Genomic DNA, 16,773 nt, shown 5'->3' with positions numbered 1-16,773 from the left:
CAGATCATGGCCCTGGATACGAAATCCGTCTCTCTCACCTTCCCCGATGGCAATTCCCGATCCTACGCGGCAGGCGTCACGCCGGCGCAGGTCGCTGCCGACATCTCCACCTCGCTGGCGAAAAAGGCCATCTCGGCCACCGTCAACGGCCAGCACTGGGACCTGCAATGGCCCATCGAACAGGATGCCGAAATCGCCATCCACACGATGAAGGACGAGGCCCAGGCCAACGAACTGATCCGCCACGACTTCGCCCATGTCATGGCCCGCGCGGTGCAGGAAATCTGGCCGGCCACCAAGGTCACCATCGGCCCGGTCATCGAGAACGGCTGGTATTACGACTTCGACCGCGAAGAACCCTTCACGCCCGAGGATCTCGGCCTCATCGAGAAAAAGATGAAAGAGATCATCAACAAGCGCGATCCCGTGACCACCGAGATCTGGGACCGCGAGCGCGCCATCGCGTTCTACAAGGCCAACAACGAACCCTACAAGGTCGAGCTGGTCGAGGCGATCCCCGGCGACGAGCCGGTGCGCATGTACTGGCACGGCCATTGGCAGGACCTGTGCCGCGGCCCGCACCTTCAGCACACCGGCCAGCTGCCCGGCGATGCCTTCAAGCTGATGTCCATCGCCGGCGCCTACTGGCGCGGCGACAGCTCGCGCCCGATGCTGCAGCGCATCTATGGCGTGGCCTTCACCGGCAAGGAAAAGCTCAAGGCCTATCTGCACATGCTGGAAGAGGCCGCCAAGCGCGACCACCGCAAGCTGGGCAAGGAGATGGACCTGTTCCACATGCAGGAAGAGGCCCCGGGCCAGATCTTCTGGCACCCCAACGGCTGGACGATCTACACCCAGTTGCAGGACTACATGCGCCGCCAGCAGCGCCGCGGCGGCTATGTCGAGGTCAACACCCCGCAGGTGGTGGACCGCAAGCTGTGGGAACGCTCGGGCCACTGGGACAAGTACCAGGAAAACATGTTCATCGTCGAAGTCGACGAAGAACACGCCCGCGAAAAGGCGATCAACGCGCTCAAGCCGATGAACTGCCCCTGTCACGTGGAAATCTTCAAGCAGGGCCTGAAATCCTACCGCGACCTGCCGCTGCGCATGGCCGAGTTCGGCTCGTGCAACCGTTATGAACCCTCGGGCGCGCTGCACGGCATCATGCGCGTGCGCGGCTTCACGCAGGACGACGCGCATATCTTCGCGACCGAGGATCAGATCGAATCCGAGACCGCCGAGTTCATCCGCTTCCTCAGCGTGATCTACAAGGATCTGGGCTTCGAGAACTTCTCGGTGAAATTCTCGGACCGCCCCGAAACCCGCGCCGGCTCGGACGAGGTCTGGGACAAGGCCGAAGAGGCGCTGCTGTCGGCCACCCGCGCCGCCGGGATCGAGCCCGAGCTGAACCCGGGCGAAGGCGCCTTCTATGGTCCGAAACTGGAATTCGTGCTGACCGACGCCATCGGGCGCGACTGGCAATGCGGCACCTTCCAGGTCGATTTCGTGCTGCCCGAACGGCTGGACGCCACCTATATCGGCGCCGACGGCGCCAAGCACCGCCCGGTCATGCTGCACCGTGCGACGCTGGGCTCGTTCGAACGCTTCATCGGCATCCTGATCGAGGAACACGCCGGCAAGCTGCCCTTCTGGCTGGCGCCCCGGCAGGTCGTCGTGGCGTCGATCACCTCCGAGGCCGACGATTACGTGCACGAGGTGGTGGACGCCCTCAAGGCCGAGGGCGTGCGGGCCGAGGCCGATACGCGCAATGAAAAGATCAACTACAAGGTGCGCGAACACTCGGTCGGCAAGGTGCCGGTCATTCTGGCCGTCGGCAACCGCGAGGTCGAGGAGCGCACCGTCAGCGTCCGTCGCCTGGGCGAAAAACAGACCTCGGTTCAGTCGCTTGACGATGTAACAAAAGAGCTGGCCCAGGCCGCCACCCCGCCGGATCTGCTGTAACATTCGGCCCCGAAAAACATCAATCCGGCCCTCACGGCGGGGGCCGGATTGAAACATGAAAAAAATTTTCATCACAAAACCAATGTGTTACCATGTCAGGGTCTATGACGAACCCTGACAGGCCTGTGAGGCACATCCTCGTGAATTCAACGGGCGGCTCCCATTCGCTAACTTGTCAGTGTCACAGCAAGACATACGCAATCACCAAAAGGATTCCCGAGATGTCGAACACCGCAAAAACCCTGGTCATCGCCAGCGCCGTCGCCGCAGCGATCGCCGGAACCGCAACCACCGCAAGCGCGCAAGCCAAAGAGAAGTGCTATGGCATTTCCAAGGCCGGGCAGAATGACTGTGCCGCCGGCCCCGGTACCACCTGCGCCGGCACTTCGACGGTGGACTACCAAGGCAATGCCTGGACACTGGTCGACGCGGGTACCTGCGAAAGCATCGAGCTGCCGGCACAGGCGGACGGAACCCCGCGCAAGGGGTCTCTCGAACCGCTCGAACGCGACCTGCCGGCATAATCAATCTTGGACATTCGGGGCGCGGACACTCCGTTCACGCCCCGTTTTCGTCTCTTGAGGAGGATGTCTGATGTTGGATCGTGCACGAGGCCCGAATGACCTGCCGGCAGCGCCGGGGGTTGGCTACAAGCCCCAGCACTATTCGGATATCCTTGCCGACCCCGGCCCCGTCGGCTGGCTGGAAATCCATGCCGAGAACTACATGGGCGACGGCGGACGCCCCTTGGCGCAGCTGCGCCACCTGTCCGAGCGCTTCCCGATCTCGGTTCATGGCGTGGGGTTGTCGATCGGCGGCGAAGCACAGCTCGACCCCGAGCACCTTGCGCGCCTTCAGCATCTGGTCGGCTGGTTGAACCCGGCCAGCTTCTCGGAACATCTGGCATGGTCCACCCATGACGGCCATTTCCTCAACGACCTTCTGCCCCTGCCCTATACCGACGCCACGCTGGCGCGGATCTGCGAGCACATGGATCAGGTGCAGGATACGCTCGGCCGGCGGATGCTGCTGGAAAACCCCTCCAGCTACCTCGCCTTTGACGAAAGCACATGGTCCGAGCCCGATTTCCTGCGCGAGATTTCGCGCCGCACCGGCTGCGGCATGTTGCTGGACGTGAACAACGTCTTTGTCTCGGCCACCAATCTGGACTTCTCACCGCAAGGCTACATCGATGCCTACCCGCTTGATAAAGTGGAGGAAATCCATCTGGGCGGGCATGACGAGGACGAGGACGACCACGGCCGCCCGCTGCTGATCGACAGCCACGGGCGCGAGGTCGTCGACCCGGTCTGGACCCTGCTGGACTATGTTCTCGAACGGACCGGCCCCAAGCCCGTCCTGATCGAGTGGGACACGGACGTGCCAGACTGGCCAACCCTGCGCCAAGAGGCCACTCGCGCGCAGGTAGCACTGGAGCGAATACCCGCATGACCACATCGCAGTCGACATTCCACGATGCGTTGCTGGATGCAGCGCAACCGATCCCGCTTGGCCTGAGCGACGGGCAGGCCCGCCCGGCGGGCCGCCGCTTCAGCGTCTATCGCAACAATGTCGCCGTGTCGCTGACCGAGGCGATGCACCTGGCCTTTCCGGTGATCGCCAAGCTGCTGGGCAAGCAGAACATGGACGGGCTTGCGGGCATCTTCCTGCGCCAGCACCCGCCCGCATCGCCGCTGATGATGCATTATGGCGAGGCCTTCCCCGATTTCCTGCAAAACACCGAACAACTGGCCCATCTCGGCTACCTGCCCGACGTGGCGCGGCTGGAACTGGCCCTGCGCCGCTCCTACCACGCCGCCGACAGCACCCCCATCGCGCCCGAGGCGCTGGCCCTGCCCCCGGAAGAGCTGGTAAACGCGCGGCTGACCTTCGCCCCTTCGATGGAACTGGTTCGCTCGCCGTGGCCGATCCATGCCATCTGGCTGTTCAATACCCAGGACGACGCCCCGAAGCCGCAGCCGGGCGCGCAGGACGTACTGATCACCCGCGCGGAATTCGATCCCGAGCCCCAGCTGCTGCCGGCCGGCGGCGCCGATTGGATACAGGCCATGCAGGCCGGCCAGCCCCTTGGGCAGGCCCATGAAACCGCTCTTGCCGCAGCCGAGGGGTTCGACCTCGGCGCGACACTCGCCCTGCTGCTGCGGGGCAACGCAATTACCTCCGTGACTACCGAAAGGCTGGAACCATGACCGCACTGATCGCCCTGCACAACAGCGTCGCGGAAAAACTCGACCGCAGTTCCGAGATCCTGACCCCCACCCTTGCGCGGCTGGTATTCGCGGCGGTTCTTCTGTTCTATTACTGGAACTCGGCGATGCTGAAGATCGACGGCTCCATCTTCTCGCCCTCCGCAGGCGCCTTCGGCCAGATCTTTCCCAAGGCCGCCGAGGCCGTCCTGTACGACGTCACCCAGATGACATTCTTCCAGCGCATCGTGATTTTCTTCGGCACCATCGCCGAGTTCGCCCTGCCGGCCCTGATCCTCGTCGGCCTGCTCACCCGGCTTGCCGCGCTGGCCATGATCGGCTTCGTCTGGGTCCAGACACTGGTTGACGTGACCGGACACGGCGTCGCCCTGGGCAGCCTGTTCGACAACACCTACACGCTGCTGGACCAGCGGGTGATGTGGACCTTCCTGCTGCTGGTGATCGTGGTGAAAGGTGCCGGGCCGATCTCTCTCGACCGGATCCTGCGCCTCCCCTGAGATCAGAAATGCGCCTTGGGCTGGTCCGGCTTGCCGGCCGCCAGCCCAAGCACCCCGCCGGTTGCGGCGAATGCAATCGGGAACATCGTGAACACGTTGAAACCGAACGCGTAATACATGCCCGCAGCCGAAGCGATCAGCATGGCCCCGCCCCACAACGCCCGCGCATGAGAAATGGCGCCACCGGCAATGGCCAGCATCGGCGCCAGGATGGACACCAACTGGATCAAATCCGCATTCTCGACCTGCTCGGCGATCCCCTCGATCTCACCGAAAGTGTTCACAAACTCGACATAGCCGTAACCGAAAAACCCGACGATCATCCCGATCAGACCGGCAATGACACCCAGAACCATGGCGGCGTTTCGCATTCTTTCTCTCCGTCTGCGTTGACCCGCAGATAGTCACTGGATCATGAAACGCCAAGGGCGGCGCGGGTTTCACCGGTCCAGCCCAGGTAGAGTTCCCCTTCGCTTTCGATCAGGGGCCGCTTCATCAAGGTCGGGTTTTCAGCCAGAAGCTCGAGCGGCGACCGCTCCCTCTCGGCCGGGTCCAGACCGCGCCAGGTCGTGGAGCGGGTGTTGAGCAGAGCCTGCCCGAACAGGCGAAGGGCGCGCTGCATCACCTCTTCCGGCACGCCGTCCGATCGGACGTCCACGAACTCGGCCTCCGGCAGAGACTTCAACGCCTTTCGGCATGTGTCACAGGTTTTCAGGCCAAAAAGGCGCATGAGCACTCCCTCGATGGTTGCAGAAAAACCGGCATTTCCCGGCTTTGCCGCGCGTTATCCTTGATTTTTTACTTTACCGTGCAATTGTGAAAAAGACGAAACCCGCCATCCAGGCCGAGTTGCATCATGCCGCTCGGCTTTTCGTGGGCCTTCGTCGATCGCTACCCCAACGATTATTGGGGCAACGTGCAAGTAGAAGGAGACACGGGAAATGCCAACCGGCACCGTGAAATGGTTTAATACGACCAAAGGCTATGGTTTTATTGCGCCCGACGAGGGGGGCAAAGATGTGTTTGTTCATATCTCGGCCGTAGAAAGATCCGGCCTGACCGGACTCGCTGACAACCAGAAAGTCTCGTACGAGCTTCAGGACGGACGTGACGGCCGGCAGATGGCCGGGGATTTGAAAACGTTGTAAAGACGACTGCGTCCAGTACAGATGAAAAATCTGATCGGTGGCCGAACGTTCCGGCCACCGATTGCATTTAGTCGCGTTCGGGCTCACCCCTCGCGGATGATCGCCTCGAACTCCCGCCATTCGCGCGCCGACAGGCCCGAGCTTTCCTGCGTGACCTCTTCCCCCTTGAGCATCCGCCGCAGCGCATCGACCATCTGCGCTGACAGGTTCACCGCGCCAAGGCGGTAGTCCTCGAACGCCTTGTAGGCAAACGGCACCCAGTCCGCCACGATGTCGCAGATCGTTTCGGCGTAAACCCGGATCTCGTATTGCGCATGGGCATCGGCGCGCAGACGCAGGAAGTGGAACAGGTTGTGCAGGTCCACCTTCCAGTACCACTGCGTGTAGATGTTGGCGGGCAGGTTCATCCGCGCCAACTCGCGCGCCAGCCCCTGCTGGCCCTCCTGGCTGATCATCGCCTCGTAATTGTCATAGCAGCGGGCGCTGTCGGCCTTGAGGATGTCCAGCACCCGCGCCGCCTCTTCCCCCTGCAACGTCGCGCCGCGGCCCTGGTTGTTGACCTCGGACTGCGCCGCCACATGCTCGGGCGCCGGGATGTAGAACTCGCGATCGAGGATGGAATAGCGCGCGGAATACTCGTTCACGTTGGCGGTGCGGTGGCGGATCCACTGGCGGGCAACGAAGACCGGCAGTTTGACGTGCAGCTTGATCTCGCACATCTCGAACGGGGTCGAGTGCCAGTGCCGCATCAGGTAGCGGATCAGCCCCTCGTCATTCTGCACCGACTTGGTGCCCTTTCCGTAAGAGACCCGCGCCGCCTGACAGATCGCGGCGTCGTCGCCCATATAGTCGATTACCCGGACGAAACCGTGATCGAGAACCGGATAGGCGGTGTACAGATGCTCCTCCATTCCCGGCGCGACGACACGGCGCGTCGGCTGCGACTGCGCACGCTGAGCCTCGATCTCGGCTCGTTGCTCGGGAGAAAGCGGCATGGCGGGGTCCTTTCCTGGAATGAGTCGCCTGCCACTATATATCGACAAGGCGCGGACAGGAACCGCGATATAAGGTGCAAATCAACTTCATGATCGCCCTGCCGCCTGCCCCCTCGACTCGCGCGCCCAGCGCGCTAAGCTTGCCGTCAGACAATTCTGAACGAAGGATGGAAGTCATGCCGCTGAGGTATCTGCACACGATGGTCCGGGTGAAGGATCTCGAAAAATCAATGGCCTTCTACGAATTGCTGGGCCTGCGCGAGATCCGCCGCTACGACAGCGAGGAAGGCCGCTTCACCCTCGTCTACATGGCCCCGCCGGGGCAGGAGGAGGCCCCGATCGAGCTGACCTACAACTGGGACGGAGACGAGGGGCTGCCCAGCGACAGCCGCCATTTCGGCCACCTGGCCTTTGGCGTCGACGACATCTACGAGATGTGCCAGCACCTTCAGGACAATGGCGTTACCATCAACCGCCCGCCGCGTGACGGCCGGATGGCCTTTGTCCGCTCGCCCGACAACATCTCGATCGAGCTCTTGCAGAATGGCGAGGCGCTGGAACCGAAAGAGCCCTGGGCCAGCATGGAAAGCACCGGGCACTGGTGATGCCTGCGCCCTGCAACGGCCTGCGCACGGCAGCAGGCCCGGGATGATCCGGCATCTTGCCCTTTGCCTGTGCCTGCTGGCCTCGCCGCTATCGGCCCAGTGCCGGCAGGCGCTGGCGCTGGGGCTGGACGTGTCGGGCTCGGTCGACAGCCGCGAATACCAGATGCAGTTGCTGGGCCTGGCCAACGCCATGCAGGACGCGGAAGTCGTGGCCCTGTTCCTGGCAAACCCCTCGGCGCCGGTGCGTCTTGCGATTTTCGAATGGAGCGAGGCCGGGCACCAACGCCTGTTGCTGCCGTGGACAGAAATTTCCAACGAAACGGTCCTGCAGCAGGTTTCGGCCCTTCTGCGCACGACTCAGCGCACCGCCGGGCCGGCCGGAACCGCCGTGGGATCAGCCATGCTCTACGGGGTCGAGCGGCTGAGGGAACAACCTGACTGCTGGAAGCACACCCTGGATCTGTCGGGCGACGGCAAGCACAACCTCGGCCCCCATCCCAGCGCGGTGAAAACGCGGCTGCTGGAGTCGGGGATCACCATCAACGGTCTTGTCATCGGTGCCGACGACCCGCGCGCGGACGACAAGCGCCAGGTCCAGATCGGAGAGCTGTCCGCCTATTATTCCGCCTGGGTCATTCTCGGCCCCGGCGCCTTCGTCGAGGTCGCCCTGGGCTTCAAGGATTACGAAGCCGCCATGGTGCGCAAACTGAAACGCGAGTTGGAGAGCCCGTCCCTGTCCCGCCTGGCGCATCCCGTTCAGGCCGCCGGCGGCGCGGACGGTCAATAGATATACCTGATCTGGTCGGTCCAATACCGCTCGACACGGCGCAGCGCCTGGGTGATGTCCTCGATCCCATCTGCTCCGAGAACGCCCTTGGCCTGCAACCCTTCGGCGTGACGGGCAAACAGATCCGCCACGACCTCCCGGATCTCTCTGCCGCGCTGCGTCAGCCGCACCCGGACGGACCGCCGGTCGATTTCACAACGTTGATGGTGCATATAGCCCATCTCGACCAGCTTCTTCAGGTTGTAGCTGACATTGCTGCCCTGGTAGTAGCCGCGGGTCTTCAACTCTCCCGCCGTGACCTCGTGGTCGCCGATGTTGAACAGCAGCAGGGCCTGCACCGCGTTGATATCCAGAATGCCGACCCGCTCGAACTCATCCTTGATCACGTCCAGCAGCAATCGGTGGAGACGTTCCACCAAGGCCAGCGCGTCCAGATAGCCGGTCATGAAACCTTTGTTGCCGGCGGCAACGACCCGCGTCTCCATGCTCATCCGATCCTCCGACTGACTCGTGCTCTGGGGCCACGATGCGCGGAAATCGCGAAGAATCGGTTAAGTCGGATTGGACCTATTTCTGAAAGGTCTGCGAGATCTCCGCGATCAGGCCGGCAAAGGGTTCGGGCGTTTTCGCCTGCCCGGTGACCCATTGATAGAGATCCTGGTCGTTCTCGTGCAGCAACGCATCATACAGGTCCAGCCCGGAGTCATCCATCGCGTCCAGACTGCGCTCGGCATAGGCCGACAGGATCAGGTCCATCTCCTTGATCCCGCGCCGCATCGACCGCATCTTCATCCGCTTGATCCGGTTTTCCCGCGTTTCGGTCATCCCTGCTGCTCCATCATCTTGCGAATGCGTTTTTCCAGCCGCGCGGCCCGTTCGGCGCTGGCGCGCATCTCGCCCCGCAGCGAACGCAGCTCGGCCATGATGGCCTTCAGATCGGCGGCTTCTTCTCCCACATCCAGCGGAGCATCCGTGCCCTCTCCTTCGCCCGTCAGCAGCCACTTGATCGAGACGTTCAGCATCCCGGCCATCATCGACAGCTTGTTGGCGCGCGGCTCGGACAGGTCATCCTCCCACGAGACGATCGTCGCCTTCTTGACCCCCAGCCGACGCGCCAGCTGCGACTGCGTCATTCCCGCCGCCTCGCGCGCGCCGGCGACGCGGTCTCCGAAAGTGGCTGCATCTGGTCCGAACCAGTCCGTGTTCTCGTCCATCCGGGTCTCCTTTGCCCTTTTTCCATATCGCTTGATCACAATTCGGGCGCACCCTATGACAGACGGGCTGAACATACAAACCGAGGCCGTCATGAGTTTCCTGTCTGCGACATTGTCGCGCGTCAAACCCTCTCCCACCATCGCGATGACAGCCAAGGCAGCCGAGCTGAAGGCCGCCGGGCGGGACGTCATCGGCCTGAGCGCGGGCGAGCCCGATTTCGACACGCCGCAGAACATCAAGGACGCCGCCGTCGCCGCCATAGCCGCGGGCAAGACGAAATACACCGCCCCCGACGGCATCCCCGAACTGAAACAGGCGATCTGTGCCAAGTTCAAACGCGACAACGGGCTGGACTACACGCCCGCGCAGGTCTCGGTCGGCACGGGGGGCAAGCAGACGCTCTACAACGCGCTGATGGCCACGCTGAACCCGGGCGACGAGGTGATCATCCCCGCCCCCTACTGGGTCAGCTATCCCGACATGGTGCTGCTGGCGGGCGGCACCCCGGTGCCGGTGGAAACCACGCTGGAAAACCGCTTCAAGCTGACCGCCGAACGGCTCGAGGCGGCAATCACGCCGAATACCAAGTGGTTCATCTTCAACTCGCCCTCGAACCCCACCGGTGCGGGCTATTCGTGGGACGAACTCAAGGCCCTGACCGACGTGCTGATGCGTCACCCCCATGTCTGGGTCATGTCCGACGACATGTATGAACACCTGGCCTATGACGGGTTCGAATTCTGCACGCCCGCGCAGGTCGAACCGGGGCTTTACGAGCGCACGCTCACCTGCAACGGGGTCTCCAAGGCCTATGCCATGACCGGCTGGCGCATCGGCTATGCCGCCGGCCCCGTCGAGTTGATCGCGGCCATGCGCAAGATCCAGTCGCAATCCACCTCGAACCCCTGCTCGATCAGCCAGTGGGCGGCGGTCGAGGCGCTGAACGGCACGCAGGATTTCCTTGCCTCCAATGCCGAGATCTTCAAACGCCGCCGCGATCTGGTCGTGGAGATGCTGAACCAGATCGAGGGCCTCACCTGCCCCACCCCCGAGGGCGCCTTCTATGTCTATCCCTCGATCGCCGGGCTGATCGGCAAGACCACACCCGCGGGCACCCGCATCGACAGCGACGAGGCTTTTGCCACCGCCCTGCTGGAAGAGGCCGACGTGGCTGTGGTGTTCGGCGCGGCCTTCGGCCTCAGCCCCAATTTCCGCGTCAGCTACGCCACCTCGGACGAGGCCCTGACCGAAGCCTGCACCCGCATCCAACGCTTCTGCGCCGCGCTGAAATAGAGAACGTGACCATGACCCCGGACCTGCCAGACTATTACTTCCGCGTCCGTGAAAACGGGGCCTTCGTGTTCCGGCTGGACACCGAGAACCGCCAGCGCCGGATCGAGATGCAGCAGATCGCCGTCGTCAACATCCGCAACGGCGAGATCAAGCCGCATGGCGGCCGCACGCTATCGCCGCAGGACATGGCCGAGATCGAACGCTGGATGGCCGAGCGCCGCGAAACCCTGGCCCGGCGCGACATCGACGACATCCTGCGCACCGTCGATCACCTGAACCTCACGACCCACTGGGCACAGTCCAAGGCAACTCACGAACAACTCGAGCAGGTCACCGACGCCTTGCTGCTGGCCATGCACGACCTGCGCTCGGTTCTGGTGCGCAAGAAAGCGGACCGCATGAACAAGGGCTAGGCCGGGCTCACTCGGCCGGCACGCCCACCGCCTTGACCGAGCGCGTCCAGAACCGCGTCATCAGCAGGACGGCGGCCGAGGCCAAGCCCAGCACCAATCCCAGCCAGACTCCGATCCCGTCCATCCCGCGGATGAAGCCAAAGTAATACGAGGCCGGGATTCCCACGACCCAATAGCTCAGCCCCGCCATGACCATCGGCACCTTGGCGTCCTGCAATCCGCGCAGCAGGCCCAGCGCGATCACCTGCGCCCCGTCCACCAGTTGGAACAGCGCCGCCATCGCCAGCAGCCCCACCCCGATCGCAAGGATATCAGGGCGCTGCGGGTCATCGGGCTCCAGGAACAGAGAAATCAGCGGCTCGGCGCAGGTCAGGAACAGGGTGATCGTCAGAACCGACACGGCCAGAGACATGCCGATAACAGTGATCGCCCCCTTTTCCAGATGCGCGCGATCCCTTCGGCCCAGCGCATTGCCGGCGCGGATCGTCGCCGCGTTGGACAGGCCCAGATGCACCATGAAGGTGGCCGAGGCCAGGTTCAGCGCGATCCCGTGCGCCGCCAGCGGCACCTCTCCGATCCACCCCATCATGAAGGCCGACGTGGCGAACAGCGACACTTCGGCCAGCATGGTCAGGCCGATCGGGACACCCAGTTTCAGGACGTTGAACAGCATCTCCCAGTCCGGGCGCCAGAACCGCTGGAACAGGTTGTGCTGCGGCAGAACCCTCAGCGCGTAGACGATCACGGCCACCAGCGACACGGTCTGTGTGACGACCGAAGCGATGGCGGCGCCCATCACCCCCAGTTCCGGCGCCCCCCAGTTGCCGAAGATCAGCGCATAGTTGGTCAGCCCGTTGACCACCGCCGCCGCGACGGTGATCCACAGCACGACCTGCGTCCGCTCCAGCGCCGCAAGATAGGATTTCAGCACCATGACCAACAGCGCCGGAAACAGCCCCCACCCGGCGACCCGCAGATAGTCCGAGGCCGTCTGGGCCACCTGGGGGTCCTGCTTGGTGGCGATCAGAATCGGGTATGACCACCACAGCAGGGGCATGACCAGCAGCCCGTACAGCAGCGACAGCCACATCCCCATCCGGGTGCTGCGGCGGATGCTGGTCTCGTCCTCCTCGGCCGCGGCGGTGGCCACCATCGGCATCACCGCCAGGCCGAATCCGCCGCCGAACAGGAACAGCACGAAGAAAAAGCTGCTGGCCAGCGTCACCGCGGCCAGCGCCTCGACTCCGTACCACCCCAGCATGACCGTATCGGTCAGGCCGATCGCGAACTGCGCCAGATGGCCGCCGACCAGCGGCAGGCCCAGCACCGCCACCGCGCGGACATGCGCGCCATATGTCATCGCCTTGCTCACCCGACAGGCTTAGGGCCGGGTGAAAACACTTACAAGAGCCGATCTTTCCGCTTCGCATCAATCACATATTCGAAACCGGAAATGCCCGCCCCGCCGGTCCGGCAAGGCAGGGCAGAAAAGCTGCCTGTCAGGCAAAAGCCCGGCGGGGCCGGATCCGGCTACTTCACCCGCGCATCGGGATGCAGCGACGTGCCCAGAATGTGATCCGACCGGTGGATGACATGATGCGCCTGCCCGACGATCAGAGGGTCGGGCTCGCCCACCAGTTCGTGATCCTTGCCGGGATAGTCCAGCGTCGACAGGAAATGCCGCATGCAGTTGATGCGCGCGCGTTTCTTGTCATTCGACTTCACGATCGTCCAGGGCGCGTCGGCGGTGTCGGTGTAAAAGAACATCGCCTCCTTCGCCTCGGTGTAATCGTCCCATTTGTCCAGGCTCGCCTTGTCGATCGGCGACAGTTTCCACTGTTTCAGCGGGTCCGTCTCGCGGCTCTTGAAGCGGCGCATCTGCTCGTCGCGCGTGACCGAGAACCAGTATTTGTAAAGCCGGATTCCCGAGCGCACCAGCATCCGCTCGAATTCCGGCGCCTGGCGCATGAACTCCAGATACTCATTGGGCGAGCAGAACCCCATCACGCGCTCCACACCCGCCCGGTTGTACCAGGAGCGGTCATAGAAGACCATCTCGCCCACCGTCGGCAATTCCCTGGCATAGCGCTGGAAATACCACTGTCCCTTTTCCTCCCAGGTCGGCTTGTTCAGCGCCACGACGCGGGCCTGGCGCGGGTTCAGGTGCTCCATGAACCGCTTGATGGTGCCGCCCTTGCCCGCGGCGTCGCGCCCTTCGAACAGCAATACGAACTTCTGTCCCGTATCCTGGGCCCAAAGCTGTACCTTCAGCAATTCGGCCTGCAGCTTGGCTTTTTCGGCCTCATAGGCGCGGCGGGGCATCTTTCGAGAATAAGGATACTTCCCGCTCTCAAAGGCCTGCCGGATCTTCTCGGGACTCGGCTCCGAGGCCGCTGATGACGCCTTTTCGGCAACTTGGTTTTCGGGGGCGACCGCATCGGTCCGGGGCATGTCCTCCATCCACTCATTCTCCTTTCTGTTGCTGTCGCGAAACGGCTAGCAGAAAACCCCCGACTGCGCGTTGATCCGCATCAACGTAGCGTCACAATTCCCCCGGATTTCCCTTGCTTTCTGGATCGCCGCGCCCGTCCGGTGCATGCTCGGCACCAGAGGAGACATCATGAGAACAAGAACAGCCAACCTGAACGGGCAGCCCTTCTTCCTGCGCGAATGGGGGGACGAAACGCTGCCACCGCTGCTGATGCTGCACGGCTTCCCGGAATACGGCAGCGCGTGGTCCGACCTCGCCCCGCACCTGTCAGACCACTTTCACTGCATCGCCCCCGACCAGCGCGGCTATGGCCAGAGCTGGGCGCCCGAAGGCACCGAGAACTACGTCCTGTCACAGCTCGTCTCGGACATGGCCGCCCTGATCGAACAGGTCGGCGCACCGGTCACCGTTCTGGGCCACGACTGGGGGGCATCGGTGGCCTATGGCCTCGCCATGTTCCGCCCCGAACTGGTCAGCCGCCTGATCATCGCCAACGGCGTCCACCCCTACCCCTTCCAGCGCGAGATGGCCAAGGGCGGCGCGCAGTCCCAAGCCTCGCAATACATCAACCAGCTCCGCGCGCCCAACTCGGCCGACTGGCTGGCGGCCGACAATTTCGCGAAGCTCGAGCAATTCTTCCGGCACGGCATGGGCACCGACTGGCTGACGCCCGACCAGATCCAGGCCTATCGCACGAAATGGGCCCGCCCCGGCCGTCTCGACGCCATGCTGAACTGGTACCGCGCCTCGCCCCTGCAGGTCGCCGACCCCGGCAAGCCATTGGCTGACCCGCCGCAACTGCCCACCGAGCGGCTGCGCGTGGCCTGCCCGCACCTGTTGATCTGGGGCCCCGAGGACAAGGCCCTGCTGCCGGAAACCACCGAAGGGCTCGAGGATTTCGCCCCAAACCTCACCCGCGTGACCATCCCCGGCGCCGACCACTGGCTGCACCACCAGCACCCCGAAAAGGTCGCGCAAGCCATCCTCGACTGGGCCGACAAAACCTGACCCAGTCCTTCATCTGGCCTCAAATATCCCGGGGAGCGCGAGGGGCAGCGCCCCTCGCACCCAAAGCGCCCGCCCCCGACTTTACCCACAACACCTCGCCCCCCTCTTTCCCCGACCCACATCACCTGCCATAATGGGCCAAACCCAAGAACAAGAGCAGCACCCATGCCCGAAGATCTTCTGACCGGAGCCTCCTCCACCACCTATGACGCCTCCTCGATCGAGGTTCTCGAAGGTCTGGAACCCGTCCGCAAGCGGCCGGGCATGTATATCGGCGGCACCGACGAGCGCGCGCTGCACCACATGGTGGCCGAGATCCTCGACAACTCGATGGACGAGGCCGTGGCCGGCCACGCCAACCGTATCGAGGTGGAACTGCACGAGGATTTCGCGGTCACCATCCGCGACAACGGCCGCGGCATCCCGATCGACCCGCACCCGAAATTCCCCGACAAATCCGCGCTCGAGGTGATCCTTTGCACCCTGCACGCGGGCGGCAAGTTCTCGGGCAAGGCCTACCAGACCTCGGGCGGCCTGCACGGCGTGGGCGCCTCGGTGGTCAACGCGCTGTCGGATTCGATGGTCGTGCAGGTGGCCCGCAACAAGGAACTCTACGAACAGCGATTCTCGCGCGGCATCCCGCTGGGCCCGGTCGAAAAGCTCGGCGCCGCCCCCAACCGGCGCGGCACCACCGTCACCTTCCACGCCGACGACCAGATCTTCGGCCACCACCGCTTCAAACCCGCGCGCCTGTTCAAGTCGATCCGCTCCAAGGCCTACCTGTTCTCGGGCGTCGAGATTCGCTGGAAATCCGCCATCGACGACGGCGAGACGCCCACCGAGGCCACCTTCCACTTCCCCGGCGGCCTGTCGGACTACCTCAAGGAGACGATGAACGGCTCCTCGACCTATGCCGACCAGCCCTTTGCCGGCACCGTCGATTTCAACGAGAAATTCGGCACCCCCGGCAAGGTCGAATGGGCGATCAACTGGACGCCCTCGCGCGACGGGTTCATCCAGTCCTACTGCAACACCGTGCCGACGCCCGAGGGCGGCACCCATGTGGCAGGCTTCTGGGCCGCGATCCTCAAGGGCATCAAGGCCTATGGCGAGTTGGTGGGCAACAAGAAGGCCGCCCAGATCACCCGCGAAGACCTCATCACCGGGGGCTGCGCGCTGGTCTCGTGCTTCATCCGCGAACCCGAATTCGTGGGCCAGACCAAGGACCGCCTCGCCACGGTCGAGGCGCAGCGGCTGGTGGAAAACTCGGTCCGCGACCATTTCGACAACTGGCTGGCCGCCGACACCAAATCGGCCGGCGCCATCCTCGACTTCCTGATCCTGCGGGCCGAGGAACGCCTGCGCCGCCGCCAGGAAAAGGAAACCGCCCGCAAATCGGCCACCAAGAAACTGCGCCTGCCCGGCAAGCTGGTCGATTGCTCGGCCACCAACCGCGAGGGCACCGAGCTGTTCATCGTCGAGGGCGACTCGGCCGGCGGCTCGGCCAAGATGGCCCGCGACCGCAAGACCCAGGCGCTCTTGCCCCTGCGCGGCAAGATCCTGAACGTGCTGGGCGCGGCCTCATCGAAACTGGGCACCAACGCCGAGATCAACGACCTGACGCAGGCGCTTGGCGTCGGGCTGGGCAGCAAGTTCAACATCGACGACCTGCGCTATGACAAGGTCATCATCATGACCGACGCCGACGTGGACGGCGCGCATATCGCCTCGCTCCTGATGACCTTCTTCTTCACCCAGATGCGCCCGATGATCGACGCGGGCCACCTGTACCTGGCCTGCCCGCCGCTCTACCGCCTGACCCAAGGCGCCAAGCGCGTCTATTGCCTGGACGAGGCCGAACGCGACATGTGGCTGGAAAAGGGACTGGGTGGCAAGGGCAAGATCGACGTCAGCCGCTTCAAGGGTCTGGGCGAGATGGACGCCAAGGACCTGAAAGAAACCACGATGGACCCCAAGTCACGCAAACTGATCCGCGTGACCATCGACGAGGACGAACCCGGCGAGACCGGCGACCTGGTCGAGCGCCTGATGGGCAAGAAACCCGAACTGCGGTTCCAGTATATTCAGGAGAACGCCCGGTTCGTGGAGGAGTTGGATGTTTGAGGTG

Annotated in this window: 20 protein-coding genes; 12 read left to right on the top strand and 8 right to left on the bottom strand. The window is 63.7% G+C overall.

What is annotated here, in order from left to right:
- The first annotated feature begins 6 nt into the window (after positions 1-6).
- From thrS to AVO45_RS00980, 5 genes are all read left to right on the top strand, one after another.
- A complete protein-coding gene (gene thrS, locus AVO45_RS01000) occupies positions 7-1,965 on the top strand; it encodes a threonine--tRNA ligase (protein WP_068343482.1) in 1,959 nt (652 codons plus the stop codon).
- Between the two features lie 221 nt (positions 1,966-2,186).
- The gene (locus tag AVO45_RS00995) at positions 2,187-2,489 is read left to right on the top strand and encodes a BufA1 family periplasmic bufferin-type metallophore (protein WP_068343479.1); all 303 of its coding nucleotides are present in this window, start codon (positions 2,187-2,189) and stop codon (positions 2,487-2,489) included.
- 70 nt (positions 2,490-2,559) lie between these two features.
- Positions 2,560-3,417, top strand: a complete 858-nt coding sequence (gene bufB / locus AVO45_RS00990; protein WP_068343477.1) for an MNIO family bufferin maturase — start codon at positions 2,560-2,562, stop codon at positions 3,415-3,417.
- A complete protein-coding gene (locus tag AVO45_RS00985) occupies positions 3,414-4,175 on the top strand; it encodes an HvfC/BufC N-terminal domain-containing protein (protein WP_068343474.1) in 762 nt (253 codons plus the stop codon). Before bufB ends, AVO45_RS00985 begins: the two co-directional genes overlap by 4 nt.
- Positions 4,172-4,690 (top strand): DoxX family protein, encoded by a 519-nt coding sequence (locus AVO45_RS00980; RefSeq protein ID WP_068343471.1) that lies wholly within the window; start codon positions 4,172-4,174, stop codon positions 4,688-4,690. The genes AVO45_RS00985 and AVO45_RS00980 overlap by 4 nt, the downstream gene beginning before the upstream one ends.
- Before the next feature lie 2 nt (positions 4,691-4,692).
- Here AVO45_RS00980 and AVO45_RS00975 read toward each other — a convergent pair whose 3' ends face one another.
- Together AVO45_RS00975 and AVO45_RS00970 are read right to left on the bottom strand one after the other, a co-directional pair.
- Complete coding sequence (locus AVO45_RS00975) at positions 4,693-5,061, bottom strand: hypothetical protein (RefSeq protein ID WP_068343469.1); 369 nt, start codon at positions 5,059-5,061, stop codon at positions 4,693-4,695.
- Positions 5,062-5,102: 41 nt separating this feature from the next.
- Positions 5,103-5,420, bottom strand: a complete 318-nt coding sequence (locus tag AVO45_RS00970; RefSeq protein WP_068343466.1) for an ArsC/Spx/MgsR family protein — start codon at positions 5,418-5,420, stop codon at positions 5,103-5,105.
- A 211-nt stretch (positions 5,421-5,631) separates the two neighbouring features.
- On the opposite strand from AVO45_RS00970, the gene AVO45_RS00965 reads away from it, so the two are divergent.
- Complete coding sequence (locus tag AVO45_RS00965) at positions 5,632-5,838, top strand: cold-shock protein (RefSeq protein WP_068343464.1); 207 nt, start codon at positions 5,632-5,634, stop codon at positions 5,836-5,838.
- Between the two features lie 83 nt (positions 5,839-5,921).
- On the opposite strand, the gene thyX is transcribed toward AVO45_RS00965, so the two are convergent.
- On the bottom strand, positions 5,922-6,833 hold the full coding sequence (gene thyX, locus AVO45_RS00960) for an FAD-dependent thymidylate synthase (protein ID WP_068343461.1): 912 nt from the start codon (positions 6,831-6,833) through the stop codon (positions 5,922-5,924).
- Between the two features lie 176 nt (positions 6,834-7,009).
- Between thyX and AVO45_RS00955 the strand changes: the two genes are divergently transcribed.
- Both AVO45_RS00955 and AVO45_RS00950 read left to right on the top strand, forming a co-directional pair.
- A complete protein-coding gene (locus tag AVO45_RS00955) occupies positions 7,010-7,438 on the top strand; it encodes a VOC family protein (RefSeq protein WP_068344659.1) in 429 nt (142 codons plus the stop codon).
- 43 nt (positions 7,439-7,481) lie between these two features.
- Positions 7,482-8,225 carry a DUF1194 domain-containing protein gene (locus AVO45_RS00950; protein ID WP_068343458.1) on the top strand — a complete coding sequence of 248 codons (744 nt, stop codon included), beginning with the start codon at positions 7,482-7,484 and terminating at the stop codon, positions 8,223-8,225.
- Here the strand turns inward: AVO45_RS00950 and AVO45_RS00945 are convergent.
- The 3 genes from AVO45_RS00945 to AVO45_RS00935 all read right to left on the bottom strand — a co-directional run bounded on the left by AVO45_RS00945 (position 8,219) and on the right by AVO45_RS00935 (position 9,439).
- Positions 8,219-8,716: a MarR family winged helix-turn-helix transcriptional regulator gene (locus AVO45_RS00945; RefSeq protein WP_068343456.1), complete on the bottom strand. Its 498-nt coding sequence runs from the start codon at positions 8,714-8,716 to the stop codon at positions 8,219-8,221. The two genes, AVO45_RS00950 and AVO45_RS00945, sit on opposite strands and share 7 nt — an antisense overlap.
- Positions 8,717-8,792: 76 nt before the next feature.
- A complete protein-coding gene (locus AVO45_RS00940; RefSeq protein ID WP_068343453.1) occupies positions 8,793-9,050 on the bottom strand; it encodes a succinate dehydrogenase assembly factor 2 in 258 nt (85 codons plus the stop codon).
- On the bottom strand, positions 9,047-9,439 hold the full coding sequence (locus tag AVO45_RS00935) for a helix-turn-helix domain-containing protein (RefSeq protein WP_068343449.1): 393 nt from the start codon (positions 9,437-9,439) through the stop codon (positions 9,047-9,049). Before AVO45_RS00935 ends, AVO45_RS00940 begins: the two co-directional genes overlap by 4 nt.
- 91 nt (positions 9,440-9,530) lie before the next feature.
- On the opposite strand from AVO45_RS00935, the gene AVO45_RS00930 reads away from it, so the two are divergent.
- Both AVO45_RS00930 and AVO45_RS00925 read left to right on the top strand, forming a co-directional pair.
- Positions 9,531-10,733 carry a pyridoxal phosphate-dependent aminotransferase gene (locus AVO45_RS00930; protein ID WP_068344658.1) on the top strand — a complete coding sequence of 401 codons (1,203 nt, stop codon included), beginning with the start codon at positions 9,531-9,533 and terminating at the stop codon, positions 10,731-10,733.
- Between the two features lie 11 nt (positions 10,734-10,744).
- Positions 10,745-11,146 (top strand): hypothetical protein, encoded by a 402-nt coding sequence (locus AVO45_RS00925; RefSeq protein WP_068343446.1) that lies wholly within the window; start codon positions 10,745-10,747, stop codon positions 11,144-11,146.
- A 7-nt stretch (positions 11,147-11,153) separates the two neighbouring features.
- Here the strand turns inward: AVO45_RS00925 and AVO45_RS00920 are convergent, their stop codons facing one another.
- On the bottom strand, positions 11,154-12,506 hold the full coding sequence (locus AVO45_RS00920; protein WP_068343443.1) for an MATE family efflux transporter: 1,353 nt from the start codon (positions 12,504-12,506) through the stop codon (positions 11,154-11,156).
- Between the two features lie 170 nt (positions 12,507-12,676).
- Entirely contained in the window at positions 12,677-13,597 is a 921-nt protein-coding gene (gene ppk2 / locus AVO45_RS00915; protein ID WP_420819924.1) for a polyphosphate kinase 2, read from the bottom strand.
- Positions 13,598-13,766: 169 nt separating this feature from the next.
- On the opposite strand from ppk2, the gene AVO45_RS00910 reads away from it, so the two are divergent.
- Both AVO45_RS00910 and parE read left to right on the top strand, forming a co-directional pair.
- Complete coding sequence (locus AVO45_RS00910) at positions 13,767-14,645, top strand: alpha/beta fold hydrolase (protein WP_068343439.1); 879 nt, start codon at positions 13,767-13,769, stop codon at positions 14,643-14,645.
- Between the two features lie 165 nt (positions 14,646-14,810).
- Positions 14,811-16,769, top strand: a complete 1,959-nt coding sequence (gene parE / locus AVO45_RS00905; protein ID WP_068343437.1) for a DNA topoisomerase IV subunit B — start codon at positions 14,811-14,813, stop codon at positions 16,767-16,769.
- Positions 16,770-16,773: the final 4 nt, after the last annotated feature.

The organism is Ruegeria marisrubri (assembly GCF_001507595.1).
GTDB lineage: Bacteria > Pseudomonadota > Alphaproteobacteria > Rhodobacterales > Rhodobacteraceae > Ruegeria > Ruegeria marisrubri.
Note: the sequence above shows the minus strand (reverse complement) of the source record. Positions and strands in the feature narration are given on the sequence as shown.

Excerpts from the sequence above, each read along its gene's own strand:
- ppk2 (WP_420819924.1), bottom strand. The coding sequence starts at position 13,597 with ATGCCCCGGACCGATGCGGTCGCCCCCGAAAACCAAGTTGCCGAAAAG.
- bufB (WP_068343477.1), top strand. The coding sequence starts at position 2,560 with ATGTTGGATCGTGCACGAGGCCCGAATGACCTGCCGGCAGCGCCGGGG.
- AVO45_RS00925 (WP_068343446.1), top strand. The coding sequence starts at position 10,745 with ATGACCCCGGACCTGCCAGACTATTACTTCCGCGTCCGTGAAAACGGG.
- AVO45_RS00980 (WP_068343471.1), top strand. The coding sequence starts at position 4,172 with ATGACCGCACTGATCGCCCTGCACAACAGCGTCGCGGAAAAACTCGAC.
- AVO45_RS00950 (WP_068343458.1), top strand. The coding sequence starts at position 7,482 with ATGATCCGGCATCTTGCCCTTTGCCTGTGCCTGCTGGCCTCGCCGCTA.
- AVO45_RS00935 (WP_068343449.1), bottom strand. The coding sequence starts at position 9,439 with ATGGACGAGAACACGGACTGGTTCGGACCAGATGCAGCCACTTTCGGA.
- AVO45_RS00955 (WP_068344659.1), top strand. The coding sequence starts at position 7,010 with ATGCCGCTGAGGTATCTGCACACGATGGTCCGGGTGAAGGATCTCGAA.
- AVO45_RS00945 (WP_068343456.1), bottom strand. The coding sequence starts at position 8,716 with ATGAGCATGGAGACGCGGGTCGTTGCCGCCGGCAACAAAGGTTTCATG.
- parE (WP_068343437.1), top strand. The coding sequence starts at position 14,811 with ATGCCCGAAGATCTTCTGACCGGAGCCTCCTCCACCACCTATGACGCC.
- AVO45_RS00930 (WP_068344658.1), top strand. The coding sequence starts at position 9,531 with ATGAGTTTCCTGTCTGCGACATTGTCGCGCGTCAAACCCTCTCCCACC.
- AVO45_RS00965 (WP_068343464.1), top strand. The coding sequence starts at position 5,632 with ATGCCAACCGGCACCGTGAAATGGTTTAATACGACCAAAGGCTATGGT.
- thrS (WP_068343482.1), top strand. The coding sequence starts at position 7 with ATGGCCCTGGATACGAAATCCGTCTCTCTCACCTTCCCCGATGGCAAT.
- AVO45_RS00995 (WP_068343479.1), top strand. The coding sequence starts at position 2,187 with ATGTCGAACACCGCAAAAACCCTGGTCATCGCCAGCGCCGTCGCCGCA.
- AVO45_RS00910 (WP_068343439.1), top strand. The coding sequence starts at position 13,767 with ATGAGAACAAGAACAGCCAACCTGAACGGGCAGCCCTTCTTCCTGCGC.
- AVO45_RS00975 (WP_068343469.1), bottom strand. The coding sequence starts at position 5,061 with ATGCGAAACGCCGCCATGGTTCTGGGTGTCATTGCCGGTCTGATCGGG.
- AVO45_RS00985 (WP_068343474.1), top strand. The coding sequence starts at position 3,414 with ATGACCACATCGCAGTCGACATTCCACGATGCGTTGCTGGATGCAGCG.
- AVO45_RS00940 (WP_068343453.1), bottom strand. The coding sequence starts at position 9,050 with ATGACCGAAACGCGGGAAAACCGGATCAAGCGGATGAAGATGCGGTCG.
- AVO45_RS00970 (WP_068343466.1), bottom strand. The coding sequence starts at position 5,420 with ATGCGCCTTTTTGGCCTGAAAACCTGTGACACATGCCGAAAGGCGTTG.
- thyX (WP_068343461.1), bottom strand. The coding sequence starts at position 6,833 with ATGCCGCTTTCTCCCGAGCAACGAGCCGAGATCGAGGCTCAGCGTGCG.
- AVO45_RS00920 (WP_068343443.1), bottom strand. The coding sequence starts at position 12,506 with ATGACATATGGCGCGCATGTCCGCGCGGTGGCGGTGCTGGGCCTGCCG.